Here is a 17,921-nt window from a genome sequence, read left to right as displayed (position 1 = left end):
GCAGCGGTTTTGGGACAAGGACAGGCATGGGGGAACAGCAAGTGACAGCTTCGAAGAGTGTCGAGATCGCCGTCATCGGCGCCGGCGTGGTCGGGCTGGCGACGGCGCTGCGCCTGGCCAGCGACGGCCGCGAAGTCCTGCTCATCGATCCCAACGAGCCGGGCTCGGGCGCCTCATCAGGCAATGCAGGCACGCTGGCCGAATATGCCTGCATGCCGGTCGGCAATCCCGCGGTGCTGCGCGCGTTGCCAAAATTGCTTCTCGACCCCGACAGCCCGTTTTCGCTGCGCTGGACGGCGCTGCTGCATCTGGCGCCATGGCTGCTGCGGTTCGTCAGGCAATCGCTGCCTGCCGCCACCCATGCCAACGCCGTGGCGATGGCCGGCCTGCTGGCCGATTCCCTGCCGGCGTGGGAGGAGATGGCTGACGAGGCCGATGCCGGCGATTTGCTGCGCCGCAATGGCTGCCTCTACCTCTATCGCCGCCTGAATGATCTTGCCGGCGGCGCGTCGAGCCGGGCGTTGCGCGCCGAATTCGGCGTCGACCAAGCGGTGCTGAGCCCCGGTGAAGTGGCCGCGCTGGAACCGAACCTGCCGGCGGTGCAGGGCGGCGGCCTGTTCTTTCCGCAATCGATGAACCTGACCGATCCCCGAACCATGATGGCGCGGCTGCTCAAGGCGGCGACGGACCGGGGTGCCGCCTTGCTGCGGGGCGAGGTGACAGGGCTGCGCGCCGATGCCGGCGGCGTCGAACTCAGCGGCCCCGGCCTCAGCCTGCGCGCCAGCAAGGTGGTGATCGCCGCCGGAGCCTTTTCGCGGCCGCTGGCGGCACAGGCCGGCGACCGCATCCCGCTCGAAACCGAGCGCGGCTATCACCTTGAATTCGCGACGCCGACGCCGGTGTTGACGCGTCCGGTGTGCCCGGTCGATCTCGGCTTCTACATGACGCCGATGGCCGGCCGGCTGCGTGTCGCCGGCACGGTGGAACTCGGCCGCCTGGCCTCGCCACCCAATCCGCGCCGGCTGGCGCTGCTCGATCGCGGCGTGCGCCAGTTCTTCCCCACGCTCGGCCCGCCGTCGTCGCGATGGCTGGGCTTCCGCCCGTCGCTGCCGGATTCGAGGCCGGTCATCGGCCCGTCGCCCGGCAATCGCAACGTCATCTACGCCTTCGGCCACGGCCATCTCGGACTGACGCTCTCGGCCGTCACCGCGCGGCTGGTTGGCGACCTCATCGCCGACCGGCGGCCCAACAGCGAAAGACTCGCGCCGTTTTCAGCTGGGCGGTTCTAACCAGCGCCACCCGCCGGCGCTGTCTCGATCTCCTGGAGATAAAACACCTTGCTCGGCTGCAGATGGTCGACGCAGAGCTGCGCAAGCACCCAATTGTCCCGGCGCTTCAGCGCCTCGATCATCATCCAGTGGTGCTGGCGCGAGACGTCGAGCTTTTCTCGGTCGGCCAGCGAATTGGCCCGCACCGGCAGGCTGAGCCGCATATAGTGTTCGATCGAGGAGACGAGGTAGGCGTTGCCGCAGGCCGAGAACATTGTGAGATGGAAGCGGTCGTTGGCCTCGTGGATGCCTCTGAGATAGCCTGCATCGACATGGCCGCTGTAGATGCGGTGGATCTCCTCCAGTTGCGCGATCAGCGCGTCGCTGACCGGCAGGCGGATCATCAGCGCGGCCTGGCGCTGCAGCATTTCGCGCACTTCGTAGATCTGCCGTACCTCGTCGGGCGAGAGCCGGCGCACCATGGCACCCTTGTTGCGCTCACGCGTGACGATGCCGAGCTTTTCCAACTGGTACAGCGCCTGGCGGATGGTGTGGCGCGAGACCGGGAAGCGGGCGAGCAGCACGTCCTCGACCAGCCGTTCGCCCGGCGCCAGCCGGCCGAAGATGATGTCCTCCTCCAGTGCGTGCACGGTGTCGGCTTCCTTGCCGCCATAGTCGAAACTGTTGAGCATCGCGAACCCTTGCATTCCCAGGCCGACCCTTGTCGGTCCAGGCCGACCCTTGTCGGTCCCGGCCGACCTTGTCGGTCCCGGCCGACCTTGTCGGTCCCGGCCAACCTCTTGTTGGCCAAAGCTAATCTTTGTTGACCTGGGATGCCACTCTAGCCTTCGCGGAAAAGGCTGGCCACGAGCTGGTCGAGGCGCGGGTCGTCGAGGCTGACGATCCCCGACATTTGCAGCGCCTGTCTCAGGCTGATCCGGCGGACCTCCTGGCGCATGATGACCTTTACGCTGACTGGCCCCGCGTGGGTCAGGATGAAGGCGTTGCCGACCAGGACCGGCTCCGAGAACGGCGCCCACTGCACGGCCACGATCGACGGCTCGCCGGTCTGCCGGCGGTTGATCCCGGCGAAATAGATCCAGTTCAGCCGCGAGATCGCCACGCCATAGTGCCAGCCCGGCGCCCGCGCTCCGCCCTGACGATGGCCCTCGGCCCAGCGGGTTACGCGCCTGAAGGTCACCAGCTCGGCCTCGCGCCGCACGAAGGTGACCGACCGCATCACAAGATCGGGACGGTCGGGAACCGCAAAGTAGGTGAAATAGGTGCCGCCGGCGACGGCTGGAGCCGGGCCGCGCACCATGTTCTCGTAAAGCCTCTGGTGGATCGGCAACAGGGTCGGGTGTGCGGGCGCGGGGGCTTCCGGCGCGCGGTACAGTTCATCCTCGTCGATGCGGAAATAGGCGCAGATCAGTTTCGCCGTGGCCCGGTTGGGCACGCTCTTGCCTTGCAAATAGCGCTCGAACTGCGTGCGGCTCATGTTCAGCCCGCGGCATACGGCGGCCACCGACGCATGGCCGGAGACCAGCCGTCGCAGATTCGCGGCAAGATTCTTGCGGATTGGCACGACACCGCCCCTCGACAGCCGTCCGGACCATTATTCAGCAATTGCTTATATTGCGCCAATCTCGCACAACATCGCGCTGCCGCGAATGGGACCTTTGGCCAATAGCCTGGCCGGCGCGAATTGTACGATTTCGTACATATCGCCTATGCAAGCCATGCGAATGGGCGTAGCTTCAGGCGAAGAGCGACCCTGGATCGGCCTCTCGACATCGAATGATGGAGAGTGCTTTGGACCACGCAGAGTTGATCGATATTCTCGACTATACTTACACTCAATTGAGCAAGATCCGCCAGGCGGTCGCGGCAAGCGATCACGCCGGCACCATGTTCGCCATCGATTGCCTGATCGGCGCGGCGGCCGAGCAGACCAGGTGCAAGCTCGCTGGCCTGGAGCATGCCGGCATGCCGGTTGGCAGGGATGCGCCCGTCGGCGCAAACGGCACGGTTGCCCACTTCCAGACGAGGGCGGTCAAGCCGGGCGCGGGCAAGGCAGCGACGCGCGTGCGGCGCCTGCCTTGAGCCTTTTCGCCAGACTTCGCGCCGGCAGCCGCGCGGCGGTCCTGGTCCCTTACAGATATTTCAGGTTGGGCCTGTCTCTCATGGACGGCTGCGACGCGCATGAGAACGGCAATGATTTTGTCGCTGAACATCCGGACTGGCGGGTGGTGCGCGGCTGGCTGATGTCTCCAGGCGACATTCTCGACAAGCATGTCGTCGTCGAGAGCCTCCTGACCGGGCAGCGCTTCGACGTGACACCGCTCGATCCGCGTGTGCCATTCTTCGAGCATCCGGGCACGGCGGAAGAGTTCGACGGACTGTGGCATCAGATCAGCATGCCTGCCTATTCGCCACCAGCGCGGCTGGTCGTCATGGAGGCAAGCGACGAGACCGGGCGCGGCGCAAGTGCCGTGGCTTCGGATGCGGGGACGTTCGGCGAGGATGCCGACGCTTGATGTGTCGGCCGGCGACGATCTCACCCATCAGCCCGGCATGATCTTTCCGATCAGCCTGGCATGATCTTTCCGATCAGCCTGGCATGATCTCGCCGATCAGCCTGGCATGATCTTTCCGATCAGCCCGGCATGATCTCACCGATCAGCCTGGCATGATCTCGCCGATCAGCCTGGCATATTCGGCTTCGGGTTCGCCGTAACTGCCATTGGCGAGTTCCAGCAGTCCGGCGCGGTTGCGAATGACGATCTCGCCACGGCGCGAGCGGATCAGCGCGCGGCCTTCCAGCAATTGCAGGGCGACTGTGACGCCAGGCCGCCGCACGCCAAGCATGATGGACAGAAACTCGTGGGTGATGGCAAGGCGTTCGCCAGGCACCCGGTCGTCGCACATCAGCAGCCAGCGTGCCAGACGCTCCTCGAGTTTCAGCCTTGCATTGACCAGCGCGGTGCAGCCGGCCTGGGTGTGCAGCGTGTTGACGAAGCGCAGCAGGAACAGGCGCAAGGTCGGGCTCGCCGCAAGGGCCGCGTTGAACGGGGCGGCATCGATGCGGATGGCCTCGCCTTCGAGCTGCACGAAACAGGCATGCGCGGCACGGTCGTCGCCCATCACCAGGGTGGACCCGGTCATGCCCTCGAAGCCGATGAAGCCCACCTCCGCGTCTCGGCCGCTCGTCGTCCTGGCGACAACCGAACCAATGCCTTGTTCGATAAAGTAGACGGCCTCTATCGCGACATTGGGCGTGACAAGCATCATGCGCAGCGGCAATTCGCAACGCTGCATATGCGGCTCCAGCAATGCGAGATCATCCGCGCTCATGCGCAGCAGCAGCTGGTTTTGGTATTGATTTCGGTCGGGATCAAATTCAGTCATGGCGCGGCCCAATGCAGGGCAAGAGCCATCCGATCTCCCAGCCGTCCGCGCCCGTATCAACGTGCCGACGATTGCATGGATATGGGGACTCGGGACCAAGAAACCTAGGAATGCGGTCTGGAATTCGATGCACGGCGTCCCCTCTCACCGTTTCGCATACGAGAAGATCGACCGCAGCGTTAGTGTCGGAAACGTACCAAACTCAGCTTGGTACGAAACCGACATATCTCTTGGGCCACATATCTCTTGGACCCTTGCCTTGAAGCAGGGCCATTGTTCCCACCGCGAATTGACTCGCTATTTTTGTACGAAAGCGTACGCTTCTTAGAGCTATGCTGCAATTTGGGTGACGAGGCTGATCAAGCGGCGCTCTGCGGCTTCAGTTCAATGACCTCGATTCCATCCTGGAACGTTGCACCTGCGATGAGTTTAGGCAACTGATTTTGTCCTTTCAGTCGTCGCCACGTCCTGGCCGCGGCCATGACCAGCTTGAAGACCATCAGCCTGGCGGTTTTCGAGGAGAGTGAGCCCTTGGTACGCACCGTGCGATGGCGAACGGTCGCAAAGACGCTCTCGATGGGATTGGACGTTCGCAGATGATCCCAATGTTCGGCGGGGAAATCGTAGAACGCCAGCAAGGCATTCTGATCTTTGGTCAGGCAGTCGACCGCCTTGCCGTATTTCGCATCATATTTCTCGACAAAGACGGCAATCGCCGTCTCGGCTGAGGCTCGGTTCGGGGCGGAAAAGATTTCGCGCAAGTCCGTCTTCATGGCGGCCTGCACCGATTTCGGCACCTTGTTGAGCACGTTGGCTGTCTTGTGCACCCAGCATCGCTGGTGCTTGGTGCCGGGAAGGAGCTCATCGAGCGCTTTCCAGAAGCCAAGCGCGCCGTCGCCGACGGCAAGATCGGGCGCGATCTGCAGGCCACGACGCTTGACGTCGACCAGCAGCTCGCGCCAGCTCTGTGCGCTCTCACGAATGCCGGTCTGGAAGCCGAGCAGCTCTTTCTTGCCCTCGGGCGTGGCGCCGATCAGGACCAGCATGCATTCGGCATGATCTTCCATCCGGGCCTGCAGGTAGACCCCGTCCGCCCACACATACACATAGCGGCGCGCCGAAAGATCGCGCTTTTGCCAACGATCGTATTCGATGCCCCACTCCGCCGTCAGTCGCGTGATCACCGAGGGTGAGAGGTTCGGCGCCTCCTTGCCCAACAGAGCTGCCAGAGCTTCCTGAAAGTCGCCCGTCGAAATGCCGCGCAGATAGAGAACGGGAAGAAGCGCATCCAGACTTCGTGTCCGACGCGCCCATTTCGGCAGGATCGATGAGGAAAAACGGATGCGCTCCGCTTCACCGTTCGCGCCGCGATCCCGGACCTTCACCCGGCTGACGGGCACCGCCCCGATCCCCGTCTGGATGCTCCGCTCCGGCCCGTGACCGTGCCGGACCAGCCGGTCACGTCCGTCCGGAAGCTTGAGATCCCGCATCTCGGCAAGAAACGCTTCGGCCTCCATCTCGATCGCCTGCGCCAGCAATTTGCGCGCGCCGGTGCGAAGCACATCCGTCAGGGGATCATCGATTTCGTCGGGCTGACGAAGGCGAACAATGTTGATAGTCTCGTTCATGGCGTATCGCTCTCCTTGAGAGGTTCTGGCAGGCTTCATCACCCGCCTCGATACGCCGCCCTTCTCAAACCGTCATCACCCAGTTTCAGCCATAGCTCCGCTTCTTATGTCGTCCGCCTCACACGGCACACGGACGCTTGGTAGCCAACTCAGGTGCTCCCGCCATCGACGCGGAGGCTGAAATGGCAGAGGACCATTCAGGCAAAAGGGTAACGGCGTTCGACTGCGAGATTCTTCGCGGCGCCTTCAGGAAATTGGTCGTGGAAAATCGCATCACCGAACGCGAATGGCGCATGCACGCCCGGGTGCTGGCGCGCGAATTGACCGAACTTGACGAGATCGACCCGGACATTGTGGAGTGGATCGTGCGCAGGTAGGTCTTGCCGATTTACGCCTGGTCAGTGGCGGTTCGCGCCGCCTCTTCTTCGAGCTTGACGAGCTTGGCCTTGATTTCCTCCGGGTCGGCATGTTCCAGCCCGACAACATCGTTTCTGGCGTCGTTGAGCGCGACGATAATCTCGTCGAGCTTGGCATGGATGGCGGCGGTGTCGCGGTAGCCCTGGATCAAGACGACGCCGGTGATGACGATGGCCGCGACCGATAGCGCATAGGTGACGGCGTTTGTCAGACCGAAAGGCACCAAAGCGGTACACACCACCATGGCGATGATCATGACGTAGAAACCCGGCGGGCGAGACAGGAAATCTGCGGCGATGAAAAGGAATTTGTTCATGCCACCCACCAATGGTCGTGACGCGTACCGAGGCCCATAATGTCAGCAAGTTCGTCGAAGGAATTTCGTTCCAGGAATCTAGGTGACCTCTCGAAGTTTGGCTGAGAGGAAGGACAGCCATGCCACGCTATCAGATCCACGAAATGGACGGCGGTGAGCCTTCGGCATCGCATCTCGCCAGCGGCACAACCGCTCTTGAAGCCCTGCAGAAGATCACCGGCAAAACGATTTGGACGCCGGCCTTGCAGAACCGCTGGTTCAGAGTGGTCGACGAAGACGAGGGCGTCGAGCACGAGTTCATCTCGCGTCGCTAGTTTTGTGCGTCGCCTTTCGGGCGCCGGGCTTGCGTTTTGCCGCAGTGGCGCCGGCGGAAGCCGGGGCCTCCGATGAAAGCCGCTGCTCTCGCAGCCGGGCGGTCTTTGCCTCACGCGCCTCGCGTTCGATGGCAATGATCGATTGAGCTTCGCGGGTAGCGCGTTCAATCCGGTCCTTGTCCTGAGGCAGTCGGGCCACGGTATTCTCCTTTGGTTCGGTGGCAGTCAAAATGCGAGCCGGCAGAAAACGTTCCAGCAACCGGGCCGCTCGGTACGAAAACGACACCACATTTGTTGTTGCGCGCGCTCGCAATCGCCTTAGAGGTCAGGGGTCACCGGCCACGAAACGGGCGCTGGTGCTTGAGAGCGAGTGGATCAACCGCAAGTGAAGAGGCCGCTCACCGCCAGGCTGGCGAACGACAATTGCGAGGCTGAAGATCACCTTGTTGTGGTGACATTGGGCATACGTGCCACCCTCGAGGGCCTGGTCGCGCCTGTCGAAATGCTGATCGAGGTCTTAAGCTTCGAAGACCCGGCGGACGCCATCGATCCGCCGTCGGCGCGGTAGCCTGATATCCTCACCCATCCGCACGCTTGGTCTTGCTGGCGCCCTGTTCGCCGCTCAGAAGACCGAAGTCGGCTGAACGGGTGCCGCTGTTGGCATGCAGAAAGCCCTCGGCGGCCAGGCCGCGGCGCAGCAGCTCACGCACCGCAGCCGCGCGGCTCGGCATGCGCTTATCGAAACGCCATGTGTCGAGCGCCGCGAATTCCTCTTTGTTCAGCATGACCTGCAGTCGTTCGGGGCGTTCAAGATTGTCGGTCATCATGGCCTCCTGCTTCCGGCAATCCAGCCGGTGAGCCGAATGAGTAAGTGACTTATGTGCCTCACAATCTGCCAATGGCCTGTTTGGTTCCGAGGTAGCCAAATGCATTTGTTGCATCTGCTACTCAAAGGGCCTCGGTCACGTCACTGGCTAAATATACTAACTAATTGATTTTATTAATATTTTTTTGACAATTGTCTTGCTTTGGCGAAACGCCTGGCGCATAGTGAAAGTGAGGGAAAACCCAGTCCTGCGGACAGGAGTTTGCCATGCACAACCACCCGATCGAACTGCGCGACGACCTGAATTACACCTTGGTCAAGACAATCTATGAGTTTGGAATTGTGAACGTTCCGATCCTGGCCGCTCAATTGGCCGACCGCCACGGCGACCTGTCGTTCGCCGACGCCGAACGGCTGGTGCTTGGCTTCGCACAGCTCTATTCGGCACCGGTCGTTTTCGACCGCTCGGGGTGCGATTGGCGACTGAAAGAGCCTGTCGGTTGGGACAATGACGGTCTGCTTCTCGACATCGTCCAGAACGAGTTTGGCCGCGCCGCCTGAATCTCGATTGTACGTTTCCGACAATTCATGGGTCATTGCCTGACAATGGGCCCAGGCTTTGACAAGAGCGGGCCCGTTGATGTTCGCAACAGCCCACAAGGCGATTGCCGGCAGCGGGCATCATGAAATGTTCGAGATAGATGCGCTGGTCGGCGTTGCAAATGAAGAGGTCCGCAGGAAGGTCCGGTCACTCGAGACCGAGCGAAACCGGGCATTCCGATCCAAGTCAAACGCGCACGATGCCGCGGACTGATCCTGGGTTTTCAAGCCGGCTCTACTTGCGGATGATCCGAAGGATAATCTCAGGGTCGACAACACTCGATCCGGTCAGGTGCCTGACCATTTCCTCGGCATGGCTAACCCACATGGCTTCAGGCAGCAAGCCTTCGGCGACCAGACTTTTGAATGCGCTGCGAAGGGTATGGAAATCGAGGGCAGAGACTGGGCTGTCGGTGTCGTCGTTCATCGTCTCAACTCCCTCAGGGCGGGAGTACGATGTACACTCTCAAGCGCCAGCGCCCGTTCAGTGGCCAGCGACAACGACACTGTACGCTTCCGACAATCGGATAGCGAGCCTTGGTACCGACAAATGTAAGCCCGCCACCGAGGGGCAGTGGCGGGCTCAATGAAAAGTTGTTTGACTAACTTTCCGGCGCCTTGTCGGCGGGGGGCTTCCGAGACGCTACCAGGAACGGGTTGTCATGCAAAAGGTTCCGTCCGCGCACAGCACGAGCGGCTCAGAGGTTAGGCCGTCGCCCGGTCTTCAATACCGGGGCCTTTTATCGGAAACGACGACCAATCTCCCTCCAACATTCTGGCACCGTTTGCAGACGAGCTTCGATGCCAGCCGCCTTTCGGTGTTGAAATCATAGTGGGTGCCGTAGGTCTCGATCAGGCCATCGAGATCCAGCGAACGCAGATGACCGCAGCGTGGATTGCCGCAATAGGCGCTGAGGCCCATGCCTTGGTCCCGAAGCTCGCCAAGGTTCTTCGGCCCCGCAATCGGCACAACAATACCCGCCGGCTCCGCCGGATGTGCGACCGCAGCCAGGACAGGCTTTCGAATCTCCGTCCGGTCAATGGTGCCGATCGCGTGGACTGCCTTGTCTTCTGCGACCCCTATGAGGGAGTCGATCTCTTCCATGGCGTCGATATGCCCACGGACATACAAAGCCCGTCGCAGCACATGCAACGCATCTCTCGTTTCGCAAAGTGTCGTGCGCAGGGTGATGGGCATTTCGCGTTCACTCCTTCATGTAGCTGTCGGGAGCGGCAAGTGCCGCCAGAAACATGGGGCCATCGGATGGCCAGCCGTCTGCCAAGGCGTCGGCCATTTGAGGAAGTGTACAAAGCACCGAAATGGTGCCGCCACTTCGCTCTATCGGAATTCTGGAAAACATGTTTGGCCGGTTGACGGTCACTGCATAGCTCCCGCTTGGGCGGGAGAATGTTAAGCGCTCTCAAGCACCAGCGCCCGTGCAAAAGCTGATGACATTTTGATTAAGCACTTAAACAAGGCGCCGTCTATTAACTATGTCGTATCGGTCGAATAATATTAAATTTTAATAAACTTCGATGTTTACTTGGTGAAAACCGTACGGTTCCGACATTTCTTTGGTTGGTATTGGTACCAAACCGACAATCTGGCGCAGGCAATTCGCACTAAAGGCGTGACGCGAGCCGGGTCAGCCCTACGCGCATGCGCTGGCTATCGGCAAAGGACCGGGCGTAGGATTCCACATCAAACGTGCTCAGATGCGCTTTGCCGTTGATGACGACCCGAACACGCCATTCGCCCATGGTCTCGGTGACTTCGACGCCATCTGGAATAAGATTGGGCGGCAGAATGTTTGGTTGTTCTGCTTCAGTCATGACTTTCCTCCCGAAAGGGCGAAAGCACCTGATTTGGCTCCCAAGCGTCCGTGTGCCGTAGACGGCGGACGACTTGAGAATTGTACGCTTCCGACAATCCGTTAGCCAGTCAATTCAGACTCCGAACCGACCGCTCCCAAAAGCCTGGCATATTCAGCTTCCGGTACCCCATATCCGCCGCGCGCCAGCGCAATCAGCCCAGGCCGGTCCAGGATGACAACCTCACCCCGGCGAGATCGGATCAGAGCGAGACCTTCCAATTCCTGCAGGGCGATGGTGACGCCTGGCCGTCTTACGCCAAGCATCGTGGCGAGGAATTCGTGGGTAATGGAAAACCGCACGCCCACCACGCGGTCGTCGCACATCAGCAACCACCGAGCCAGGCGACCTGCCAACTTCAGCCGCGCGTTGACAAGTGCGGTATACCCGGTCTGGATCTGCAGAGAATTGACGAAGCGCAACAGGAACAATCGCAATGTGGGGCTGGCCGTCAGAGCCGCGTCAAAGCTGTTTGCATCAATGCGCATCGCTTCGCCTTCGAGTTGCACGAAGCAGGCTTGCGGCGAGCGGTTGTCGGCCATCACCAGCGAATATCCAGCCATTCCCTCAAAGCCGATGAACCCGATCTCCGCCTCGTGGCCGCCGGACGTGCGCGCGACCACCGACGCAATGCCGTGCTCGATGAAGTAGACGGCTGCAATCGCCGGGCGTCACAAGCGGCATTCTCAGCGGCAAAGCTGTCCGGTGCAGACCGGGCTCAAGCAGCGCAAGGTCCTGCCCGCTCATCTTGCGCAACAGTTCATTGCGGAATCTTGGCTGAGCGGAGGTTTCGTCAGCCAGTGCTTGGCCGGTGACAGTCGATTTTGGAATTTCGTAATTCATCGCGTAGCTCCCGCAGGGGCGGGAGTACGATCGACACTCTCAAGCGCCAGCGCCCGTTCAGTGGCTAGCGACAGACGAACTGTACGCTTTCGACATTCCGATAGCGAGTCATTCCGTTCAGCGACGGTAGCAGAGCCAAGGAAAACACAAGCGGACCCGCAGCTGGATGCGCTGCTTGCTTACAACTCTTCTGTGGAGGGGTGTGGCGACGAATTGGCGGAGTGCTCCACCGCATCAGCTTGAGGGAAGCGCAATGCTCCGCCGCCACCTGAATCAACAGTCTCGGCAGAGGATGGTTCCGTGATTGCAGGGTCGATCGCCCACAAGACAGGCTGTTGCGAAGATGAAGGCAGGCGATCGACCTCGCCGAGCCATTCGGCGTAGCTGGAGTTCATGGCGGCATGCAATTCCGCGGACTTGTCCATGCCGCCCTGGAACAGTTCCATGACGCGGCGGCCAAGCCGCTCCCGCGCAGCGTGACCGTCACCAATGCCGGCCTGGCGACAATACTCGTCGAGCACTTTGGCCAGGATCAAAAGCTGATTTGAGTCCGCCGAACCGTTTGGCATCATCGCTTTCCCATCGGTGGGGCGAAAGCGCGATCGGCTCTTTCAAGCGCCAGCGCCCAGTCAACGGCCAGCGACAGAGAGACTGTACGCTTCCGACAATCGGTTAGCCAGTCCCGCGAACTGTCGGAAACGTACCAAGCGACCTCCTTCATTGTTCGGCCAACTCGCTAGCCTCGCGTCGCGGTGGACCTCCGGGTGGAACCGCTCGCTTCCAGAAGGGTTTATTTGTGAAGCGAGGAACCGCACCATGGTGGTAAGCATCGAACAGGCGATGGCCGAAGCGATCCTGGCAATCCGGATGCTGCGGAAATCCATCGCCGACCATGGCCATCTCGAGGCGATGATCGATTTCGACAGGGTTATGGCCAACGCTGTCGAAGAAGCCGAGAAGCAACTGACGAGACTGCAGGCCTCCGAACCGTCCTGAATTGCGCCGGCGAGGGCGTCTATCTCGCAGCGGGCTTCACAATCGCCAGGGATATGCGGCTGGATCTGACTGCGGCGGCAGTGCCGTGTGCGCAGCCAGATCCATGTCGCAGTTTAGCCCAGCTTCACCTTCGGTTCGCGTGCCCAGAAGCGCAGGTCGCCGAGCCTGGTGATGAAGCCCGCGACATCCCTGGCGGATGCAAGCGGGATGACCGCCTCATCCTCGGCGACGCCGGCCTTGTCCAAGAGGGGTGCCGCCGCCTCGACGAAGCCGATGAATTTGCAATGCGCAAAGGCGTCGGCGACGAAGTCGCGGGCGGTGGGTTCCTTCAGCAGGTCGGCCATTGCGGGCTTTGCCGGCAACAGCGCAATAGCATCGTAGAGCACCGATGGCGCGCCGGCGATCATCTGCTGCGCGTCGATCCAGCTGCCGTCGCTGGCCTTGGCGCCGCCGACCTTCGGCGCGATGATCTCGAATTTCGCGCCGGCTTTGGTCAGTCCCTGTTTCAGCGCATTGAGCAGGGCGGCGTCGGTGCCGTCGGTCACCAGGATGCCAAGCTTGCGGCCCTCGAAGCGGCCGGGACCGTTCTTGAGGATGCTGAGCGCATCCGACGCGGGAGGGTCCCGACGCGTCGGCACCGCCGCATCGGCAGGCTTCGGCATCGCCTTCAAGCCGAGCGCATCCGCCACCTTGCGCGCCAACGCGTCATCGATGTTGAGAAGATGGGAAACGATGCGCTCGCGAATGACCGGCGTTTGCACCTTGCTCAGCTCGAAGGTCAGTGCGGCGGCGATGTGGCCCTGCTCGACAGGCTGCTGGCTGATGTAGAACTGGCGCGCCTGGCTATAATGATCGGCAAAGGTTTCCGACCGCAAACGGGCCTTCGGTCCGGTTTCGGCTTCGGCAAAGGAGCGGAATCCCCTGGCGGGCGATTCGCGCGGGCCTTCATCCCATGAATTGGGCTGATAGTTGGCCCGGCCGACCGGGTTGCGCATCGCCATGTGCCCATCCTGCGGGAAATTATGGAAGGGGCATTTCGGCGCGTTGATCGGGAGGTGGGTGAAGTTGGTGCTGCCCAGCCGTTTGATCTGCGTGTCGAGATAAGAGAAATTGCGGCCCTGCAGCAGCGGGTCGTTGGAGAAGTCGACGCCGGGCGGCACGTTCTGCGTCATGAACGCGACCTGCTCTGTCTCGGCGAAGAAATTGTCGGGCATGCGATCGAGCACCAGGCGGCCGACCGCTATCGGCGGCAGCAGCTCCTCGGGAATGAGCTTGGTCGGATCGAGGATGTCGAAGTCGAAACTGTCGGCGAAGGCCTGGTCGAACAGCTGCAGCTGCAGCTCCCATTCGGGGAAATTGCCGGCGTGGATCGCGTCCCAGAGGTCGCGGCGATGGAAGTCGGGATCGGCGCCGTTGATCTTGACCGCCTCGTTCCAGGAGTTCTGGTCGTCCGAGACCGGGCCGCCTTGCGCGGTGGTCAACACCGGCGTCGGACCTGACGCGGTCTGGTGCAGTTCGCCGCCTTCGCCGCGCTGCAATTTCTGATCGTGGATGGTCGCGGCCGTCCCCGCCAATGTGGATGCTTGCTTCGCCATGATTGGAAAATCCCTGGGGTCAATGCGCGGGCTGCGCTGGTTCCTCAATCTCCGGGATGGCAATGTGTTCCCCGCCGATTTCAAATCCGGACATCAAGAAGGCCGCCGGTTCGCACGGCGGCCTTCAGTCGTTTTTTTCAGGAGCGAAGAACTCAGAGGTTCTTGTTGATCGCGGCGGCGGTCTTGTTGGTTGCGTCCTTGACGGCGGACTTGGCGTCGCCGACAGCCTTCTGGACCTTGCCCTTGGCTTCCTGTGCCGCGCCTTCGGCGCGCAGGCGGTCATTGCCGACGGCCTTGCCGACACCTTCCTTGGCCTTGCCGACGGCCTGATTGGCGAGACCCGAGGCCTTATCGCTGGTGCTTCCCATGGGATTTCCTTTCGCGGAATGTTTGCGGAGACCAACGTCGCTTTGTTTGGAAAGTTCCGCTCCTCGCGGGGAGGGCGCCAAACGAAAAGGCCCGCCACCGACGCGAATCGTGACGGGCCTTCTGGAGTAGGCCGGGCGTCCACCGCCCGGCCATTTGCAAAACCTGTCAGCGAGATGATCGTTCCATCACAACAGGAAGCCCACCAGCTGGGTGCGAGGGCTTTCGAGGCTTGCGGATTGTCCAGTACTCCCCCGCGCGAGGTCGCAAGACCTCGCCTATGTCTGAAGCCTCAGATCTTCGATGCCTGCCGGAAGGTCTCCAATCACTCAAAATCGAGAAACTAACCGGCCGGGCCGATTGGGCCGCCCGAGACCGCTTCCTGCGCTGTCACCGCCGACAGTTTCTGCCGTTTGACGAATGTCGGCTTGTCATAGGTCTTTCGCATTCGAGTCCTCCGCCCGTTCGAATGGCTGAGGGTCGTTGCATGCCGACTCATTGTCAAGCGCGCGGGCAGGGCGGCGCAATGCCGACGCGTCTTTCCGCTCTTCCATCAGTTCTTGTCCATCGGCTTGGAGCGCATGCGCGACGCAGTCTCGCGCTCGGCGGGCTTGGAGTGCAGCGGCTGCAGGCCGCGGTCGATCAGGTTCATGTCTTCCAGCACCATGTCGACCATGCTTGTCGAATCTGTCGCCGAGCGTGCGTCCGATGGTTTCGATGATCGCCTGAACAGCAGGCGAACGACCAGGCCGAAGTAACCGGCCTGCAAGATGACCAGCGTCAGCACGAACCAGCCAAGGGTCGCCCAGATCGAGCCGGTCGCCAAATAGGCCCAGATCGCAACGCCGATGGTCGTTGCAGACATCCCGACCAGAAATTGCGGAAAGTACATGTCGCTTTCCACCTCCATTTCCAACCCGTGGGTTGGAATCCGTCCTATGCCAGCATCCTTTAGTTAAGTTGTCACTAAATTAGCAATAGTGCAATTGCCTGACCGCCAACCGCCAACACGGTCATGGCGCGGCCATCGCGGGTGTGAGCCTGTGTATGGTGTGCGGGGTTTCTCCAGCCACGGACAAACCAGCGAAACGGCCGCCTTCCGTCAGTTCCGGTCCACCGGCTTGGAGCGCATGCGTGACACCGTCTCGCGCTCGGCGCGCTTGGAGCGCAGCGGCGGCAGGCCGCGGTCGATCAGGTCCATGTCTTCCAGCACCATGTCCCCCATCCGCTTGAAGGCAATGTCGAGCGCGCCGGCGCGGTGGGCCGAGCGCAGGAAGCCGGGCAGGGTGCGAACCGGATGGTCGCCCGCCAGCGGCTCCTCGGGAAAGACGTCGCTGGCGGCGACGATGTGGCCGCTTCTTCACCGCCGCCATCAAGGCGGGGAAATCGACGACGCCGGCGCGGCTGAGCAGGATGAAGGCAGCGCCTTTGCGCATCGAGGCAAAGGCGTCCGCGCCGAGAAAACCCTGGTTCTCGGAGGTCACCGAAGCAACGACGAAGACGAAGTCGCTCTGCGTCAGCACCTCATCCAGCGAGGCCGGTTCGACGCCATTGTCGATCAGGATCGACGGCGGCAGCCAGGGATCGAAGACTTTGGTGCGGGTGCGGAAGCCCGTGAGCAGCCGGTTCAGCGCGCGGCCGAGATCGCCGAAGCCGATGATGCCGACATCGGCGCCGGACAAGAGCCGCGCCGTCTGGTTGCCGTCGCCGCCCCATAGCTCCTCGCCCTTGCGGAAGGCGAGGTCGGCGTCGACGATGTCGCGGGCAAGGTTGAGCGCCATGGCAAGGCCAAGCTCGGCCACCGGCTCGGCAAAGACGAGACCGGTGGTGACAACATGGATGCCGCGGGCGAACAGCGTCTCGTAAGGCATGTTGTTGAGCAGGTTGGTCTCGACATTGAAGACGCAGCGCAGCGCCGTCATCGTGTCGAGCGTTTCCGGCGAGATTGGCGGCTGGCCGACGATGTAGCGGGCCTCGTCAAGCACATCGGCCGGCAGTTTGGCGACACCGTCGGGCGTGGTCTCGACAACGCGGTATTTCGCCTTGAAGCGCGCCAGCTGCGGCGGCGTGAAGATCAGCTCGAGCGAGCGCGGTTCCGGCGCGCTGATGACCAGCGGCAAGGTCTTGTTTGGCATGACGATTCCTCCCGGCGCGATCCGTCGCCGCATTTTTGCTTTGCCCATATCGTTATCCCGAAACCGTTGTACAGTTTTGGGCGATATGCGGCTCGGTGGCTAAAATACCGCCGATGAACCGATTTACAACTGCGAAAAATCGATTTACTCATTTCGTCAGCGGACGGAAAATGCCTCTGTCCGCGCCTCGGGAGGAGGAACAATGGCGCATAGGCAGGACCAGCAGCGGCGTGCGTCGATCCACGACGTGGCAAGCCGTGCCGGCGTATCCGCCGCCACCGTCTCCAAGGTCATGGCCGGCGTCACCACGGTCAAGCCCGAGAATGCGCAACGCGTCCTGGATGCCATCGAACAGCTTGGTTATCGCGTCGATCCGCTGGCCTCGGACATGCGCCGGGCCAAGCGCCGCATCATCGGCGCCATCATGCCGGAATTCGAAAGCGAGTTCTTCGGCCAAATGGTCACCCAGCTCGAAAGCCTCGCCGAACAGCGCGGCTACACGCTGGTGGCGGCGTCGAGCCGTGAATCGGAAGCACGCGAAACGGAGATCCTCGCCCGCATGCATGACTGGCGGGTAGCCGGCGTGGTGCTGGCGCCGGTGCGCAACGAGCATGGCCCGGCGGCCGCCTTCATGAAGGCCAATGGCATGACCGGTGTGCTGATCGACCGCGTGCTGTCCGACGACGCCTTCGACACGGTGTCGGCCGACAGTGCTGCCGCCAGCGCCGAAGTGGCGGGCCAACTGATCGGCAAGGGCCATCGCCACATATTGGTGGTCGGCCTTGGCGAACAGGCGGCAACGGTGCGCGCCCGCCTTGACGGGTTTCGCGCCACCGCGCTGCACCTGGCGCCGGATGTGCGCATCGATGTCGTGCTTGCCGAAACCGATGTCGAACCGCTCAGGGCGCAGTTGCGCGACTATTTTGACAAGGGCGAAAGGAAGGGTGGGAGCGGGCGCCCGACGGCGGTCTATTCGCTGTTCCTCAAGGGCACGCTGGTGGCGCTGTCGGAATTCCGCCGGCGCGGCTGGCATTGCCCCAACGATATTTCGCTGGTCGGCTTCGACGATGCCGAATGGATGCAGGTGACCTGGCCGGCCATCGCCGCCGTGGTGCAGCCGGTGCGCCAGATCGCAGGCCACGCCATGGAGGCGCTGTTTGCCAGGATTGAAGGCGAGGAGGGCCCGCCGAGAGCGCGGCTCGAGCCTTGCCGGGTTTTGATGCGGGAATCCGTTGGCTCGCCAGGCAACGGCCCGCATTCCGGGGGAGGAAACCGACAATAGCCCCCATTGTCGACGAACCAGCGCTGCGCCTGGCCACGGCTCGCGGCATCAGACA

24 protein-coding genes and 3 pseudogenes are annotated in these 17,921 nt (G+C 62.0%); 9 read left to right on the top strand and 18 right to left on the bottom strand.

The window, feature by feature from the left end; all coding sequences use genetic code 11:
• Window positions 1-41 precede the first annotated feature (41 nt).
• Window positions 42-1,289 (top strand): NAD(P)/FAD-dependent oxidoreductase, encoded by a 1,248-nt coding sequence (locus tag HB778_RS04070; protein WP_183461680.1) that lies wholly within the window; start codon window positions 42-44, stop codon window positions 1,287-1,289.
• Here the strand turns inward: HB778_RS04070 and HB778_RS04065 are convergent.
• Together HB778_RS04065 and HB778_RS04060 are read right to left on the bottom strand one after the other, a co-directional pair.
• On the bottom strand, window positions 1,286-1,960 hold the full coding sequence (locus HB778_RS04065) for a GntR family transcriptional regulator (RefSeq protein ID WP_183461679.1): 675 nt from the start codon (window positions 1,958-1,960) through the stop codon (window positions 1,286-1,288). The two genes, HB778_RS04070 and HB778_RS04065, sit on opposite strands and share 4 nt — an antisense overlap.
• 149 nt (window positions 1,961-2,109) lie before the next feature.
• Window positions 2,110-2,853, bottom strand: a complete 744-nt coding sequence (locus tag HB778_RS04060) for a helix-turn-helix domain-containing protein (RefSeq protein WP_183461677.1) — start codon at window positions 2,851-2,853, stop codon at window positions 2,110-2,112.
• Between the two features lie 227 nt (window positions 2,854-3,080).
• On the opposite strand from HB778_RS04060, the gene HB778_RS04055 reads away from it, so the two are divergent.
• Together HB778_RS04055 and HB778_RS04050 are read left to right on the top strand one after the other, a co-directional pair.
• Entirely contained in the window at window positions 3,081-3,371 is a 291-nt protein-coding gene (locus HB778_RS04055; RefSeq protein WP_183461676.1) for a hypothetical protein, read from the top strand.
• 80 nt (window positions 3,372-3,451) lie between these two features.
• A complete protein-coding gene (locus HB778_RS04050; RefSeq protein WP_183461674.1) occupies window positions 3,452-3,805 on the top strand; it encodes a hypothetical protein in 354 nt (117 codons plus the stop codon).
• Window positions 3,806-3,947: 142 nt separating this feature from the next.
• Here HB778_RS04050 and HB778_RS04045 read toward each other — a convergent pair whose 3' ends face one another.
• Both HB778_RS04045 and HB778_RS04040 read right to left on the bottom strand, forming a co-directional pair.
• Window positions 3,948-4,676 (bottom strand): Crp/Fnr family transcriptional regulator, encoded by a 729-nt coding sequence (locus tag HB778_RS04045; protein WP_183461672.1) that lies wholly within the window; start codon window positions 4,674-4,676, stop codon window positions 3,948-3,950.
• A gap of 359 nt (window positions 4,677-5,035) precedes the next feature.
• Window positions 5,036-6,304, bottom strand: coding sequence for an IS256 family transposase (locus HB778_RS04040; protein WP_183457400.1), 1,269 nt, complete (start codon window positions 6,302-6,304; stop codon window positions 5,036-5,038).
• A 182-nt stretch (window positions 6,305-6,486) separates the two neighbouring features.
• On the opposite strand from HB778_RS04040, the gene HB778_RS04035 reads away from it, so the two are divergent.
• Window positions 6,487-6,681, top strand: a complete 195-nt coding sequence (locus HB778_RS04035) for a hypothetical protein (RefSeq protein WP_095200568.1) — start codon at window positions 6,487-6,489, stop codon at window positions 6,679-6,681.
• Window positions 6,682-6,692: 11 nt separating this feature from the next.
• Here the strand turns inward: HB778_RS04035 and HB778_RS04030 are convergent, their stop codons facing one another.
• Window positions 6,693-7,037, bottom strand: a complete 345-nt coding sequence (locus tag HB778_RS04030) for a low affinity iron permease family protein (RefSeq protein WP_183461670.1) — start codon at window positions 7,035-7,037, stop codon at window positions 6,693-6,695.
• 119 nt (window positions 7,038-7,156) lie between these two features.
• Here HB778_RS04030 and HB778_RS04025 point away from each other — a divergent pair, with 119 nt between their 5' ends.
• Window positions 7,157-7,351: a hypothetical protein gene (locus HB778_RS04025; protein WP_183461668.1), complete on the top strand. Its 195-nt coding sequence runs from the start codon at window positions 7,157-7,159 to the stop codon at window positions 7,349-7,351.
• Here the strand turns inward: HB778_RS04025 and HB778_RS04020 are convergent.
• Entirely contained in the window at window positions 7,335-7,610 is a 276-nt protein-coding gene (locus HB778_RS04020) for a hypothetical protein (RefSeq protein ID WP_244661805.1), read from the bottom strand. The two genes, HB778_RS04025 and HB778_RS04020, sit on opposite strands and share 17 nt — an antisense overlap.
• Before the next feature lie 126 nt (window positions 7,611-7,736).
• Here HB778_RS04020 and HB778_RS04015 point away from each other — a divergent pair, with 126 nt between their 5' ends.
• A complete protein-coding gene (locus tag HB778_RS04015) occupies window positions 7,737-7,919 on the top strand; it encodes a hypothetical protein (protein WP_183461666.1) in 183 nt (60 codons plus the stop codon).
• A gap of 10 nt (window positions 7,920-7,929) precedes the next feature.
• Here HB778_RS04015 and HB778_RS04010 read toward each other — a convergent pair whose 3' ends face one another.
• The gene (locus HB778_RS04010) at window positions 7,930-8,175 is read right to left on the bottom strand and encodes a hypothetical protein (protein ID WP_183461664.1); all 246 of its coding nucleotides are present in this window, start codon (window positions 8,173-8,175) and stop codon (window positions 7,930-7,932) included.
• Window positions 8,176-8,444: 269 nt separating this feature from the next.
• Here HB778_RS04010 and HB778_RS04005 point away from each other — a divergent pair, with 269 nt between their 5' ends.
• Window positions 8,445-8,738 (top strand): hypothetical protein, encoded by a 294-nt coding sequence (locus tag HB778_RS04005; protein WP_183461662.1) that lies wholly within the window; start codon window positions 8,445-8,447, stop codon window positions 8,736-8,738.
• Between the two features lie 274 nt (window positions 8,739-9,012).
• Here the strand turns inward: HB778_RS04005 and HB778_RS04000 are convergent, their stop codons facing one another.
• The 6 genes from HB778_RS04000 to HB778_RS03975 form a co-directional block, all read right to left on the bottom strand.
• Complete coding sequence (locus HB778_RS04000) at window positions 9,013-9,204, bottom strand: hypothetical protein (RefSeq protein ID WP_183461660.1); 192 nt, start codon at window positions 9,202-9,204, stop codon at window positions 9,013-9,015.
• A 297-nt stretch (window positions 9,205-9,501) separates the two neighbouring features.
• Window positions 9,502-9,975, bottom strand: coding sequence for a hypothetical protein (locus tag HB778_RS03995; RefSeq protein ID WP_183461658.1), 474 nt, complete (start codon window positions 9,973-9,975; stop codon window positions 9,502-9,504).
• 7 nt (window positions 9,976-9,982) lie between these two features.
• A complete protein-coding gene (locus HB778_RS03990; protein WP_183461656.1) occupies window positions 9,983-10,159 on the bottom strand; it encodes a hypothetical protein in 177 nt (58 codons plus the stop codon).
• Window positions 10,160-10,400: 241 nt separating this feature from the next.
• A complete protein-coding gene (locus tag HB778_RS03985) occupies window positions 10,401-10,610 on the bottom strand; it encodes a hypothetical protein (protein ID WP_183461654.1) in 210 nt (69 codons plus the stop codon).
• A 101-nt stretch (window positions 10,611-10,711) separates the two neighbouring features.
• Complete coding sequence (locus HB778_RS03980; RefSeq protein ID WP_348524674.1) at window positions 10,712-11,272, bottom strand: Crp/Fnr family transcriptional regulator; 561 nt, start codon at window positions 11,270-11,272, stop codon at window positions 10,712-10,714.
• A gap of 399 nt (window positions 11,273-11,671) precedes the next feature.
• Entirely contained in the window at window positions 11,672-12,061 is a 390-nt protein-coding gene (locus HB778_RS03975; protein WP_183461652.1) for a hypothetical protein, read from the bottom strand.
• 247 nt (window positions 12,062-12,308) lie between these two features.
• On the opposite strand from HB778_RS03975, the gene HB778_RS03970 reads away from it, so the two are divergent.
• Complete coding sequence (locus HB778_RS03970; RefSeq protein ID WP_183461650.1) at window positions 12,309-12,488, top strand: hypothetical protein; 180 nt, start codon at window positions 12,309-12,311, stop codon at window positions 12,486-12,488.
• A gap of 113 nt (window positions 12,489-12,601) precedes the next feature.
• Here HB778_RS03970 and HB778_RS03965 read toward each other — a convergent pair.
• The 5 genes and pseudogenes from HB778_RS03965 to HB778_RS03945 all read right to left on the bottom strand — a co-directional run.
• Window positions 12,602-13,927 (bottom strand): annotated as a pseudogene (locus tag HB778_RS03965) (catalase); the annotation flags it as partial.
• 308 nt (window positions 13,928-14,235) lie between these two features.
• Complete coding sequence (locus HB778_RS03960; protein WP_019859538.1) at window positions 14,236-14,451, bottom strand: CsbD family protein; 216 nt, start codon at window positions 14,449-14,451, stop codon at window positions 14,236-14,238.
• 341 nt (window positions 14,452-14,792) lie between these two features.
• Window positions 14,793-14,897 (bottom strand): putative RiPP precursor, encoded by a 105-nt coding sequence (locus HB778_RS03955; RefSeq protein ID WP_183461646.1) that lies wholly within the window; start codon window positions 14,895-14,897, stop codon window positions 14,793-14,795.
• Between the two features lie 105 nt (window positions 14,898-15,002).
• Window positions 15,003-15,125: pseudogene (locus HB778_RS41250) on the bottom strand (hydroxyacid dehydrogenase); the annotation flags it as partial.
• Window positions 15,126-15,551: 426 nt separating this feature from the next.
• Window positions 15,552-16,584, bottom strand: a pseudogene (locus HB778_RS03945) (hydroxyacid dehydrogenase).
• Between the two features lie 202 nt (window positions 16,585-16,786).
• Here HB778_RS03945 and HB778_RS03940 point away from each other — a divergent pair.
• Entirely contained in the window at window positions 16,787-17,866 is a 1,080-nt protein-coding gene (locus tag HB778_RS03940) for a LacI family DNA-binding transcriptional regulator (RefSeq protein ID WP_183461642.1), read from the top strand.
• The last annotated feature ends 55 nt before the right edge of the window (window positions 17,867-17,921 follow it).

This window comes from Mesorhizobium huakuii (genome assembly GCF_014189455.1).
GTDB lineage: Bacteria > Pseudomonadota > Alphaproteobacteria > Rhizobiales > Rhizobiaceae > Mesorhizobium > Mesorhizobium huakuii_A.
This window is presented reverse-complemented; position numbering and strand designations above follow the sequence as displayed.

Excerpts from the sequence above, each read along its gene's own strand:
- HB778_RS04065 (WP_183461679.1), bottom strand. The coding sequence starts at position 1,960 with ATGCTCAACAGTTTCGACTATGGCGGCAAGGAAGCCGACACCGTGCAC.
- HB778_RS04050 (WP_183461674.1), top strand. The coding sequence starts at position 3,452 with ATGGACGGCTGCGACGCGCATGAGAACGGCAATGATTTTGTCGCTGAA.
- HB778_RS04045 (WP_183461672.1), bottom strand. The coding sequence starts at position 4,676 with ATGACTGAATTTGATCCCGACCGAAATCAATACCAAAACCAGCTGCTG.
- HB778_RS04040 (WP_183457400.1), bottom strand. The coding sequence starts at position 6,304 with ATGAACGAGACTATCAACATTGTTCGCCTTCGTCAGCCCGACGAAATC.
- HB778_RS04035 (WP_095200568.1), top strand. The coding sequence starts at position 6,487 with ATGGCAGAGGACCATTCAGGCAAAAGGGTAACGGCGTTCGACTGCGAG.
- HB778_RS04030 (WP_183461670.1), bottom strand. The coding sequence starts at position 7,037 with ATGAACAAATTCCTTTTCATCGCCGCAGATTTCCTGTCTCGCCCGCCG.
- HB778_RS04025 (WP_183461668.1), top strand. The coding sequence starts at position 7,157 with ATGCCACGCTATCAGATCCACGAAATGGACGGCGGTGAGCCTTCGGCA.
- HB778_RS04010 (WP_183461664.1), bottom strand. The coding sequence starts at position 8,175 with ATGACCGACAATCTTGAACGCCCCGAACGACTGCAGGTCATGCTGAAC.
- HB778_RS04005 (WP_183461662.1), top strand. The coding sequence starts at position 8,445 with ATGCACAACCACCCGATCGAACTGCGCGACGACCTGAATTACACCTTG.
- HB778_RS04000 (WP_183461660.1), bottom strand. The coding sequence starts at position 9,204 with ATGAACGACGACACCGACAGCCCAGTCTCTGCCCTCGATTTCCATACC.
- HB778_RS03995 (WP_183461658.1), bottom strand. The coding sequence starts at position 9,975 with ATGCCCATCACCCTGCGCACGACACTTTGCGAAACGAGAGATGCGTTG.
- HB778_RS03985 (WP_183461654.1), bottom strand. The coding sequence starts at position 10,610 with ATGACTGAAGCAGAACAACCAAACATTCTGCCGCCCAATCTTATTCCA.
- HB778_RS03975 (WP_183461652.1), bottom strand. The coding sequence starts at position 12,061 with ATGCCAAACGGTTCGGCGGACTCAAATCAGCTTTTGATCCTGGCCAAA.
- HB778_RS03970 (WP_183461650.1), top strand. The coding sequence starts at position 12,309 with ATGGTGGTAAGCATCGAACAGGCGATGGCCGAAGCGATCCTGGCAATC.
- HB778_RS03960 (WP_019859538.1), bottom strand. The coding sequence starts at position 14,451 with ATGGGAAGCACCAGCGATAAGGCCTCGGGTCTCGCCAATCAGGCCGTC.
- HB778_RS03955 (WP_183461646.1), bottom strand. The coding sequence starts at position 14,897 with ATGCGAAAGACCTATGACAAGCCGACATTCGTCAAACGGCAGAAACTG.
- HB778_RS03940 (WP_183461642.1), top strand. The coding sequence starts at position 16,787 with ATGGCGCATAGGCAGGACCAGCAGCGGCGTGCGTCGATCCACGACGTG.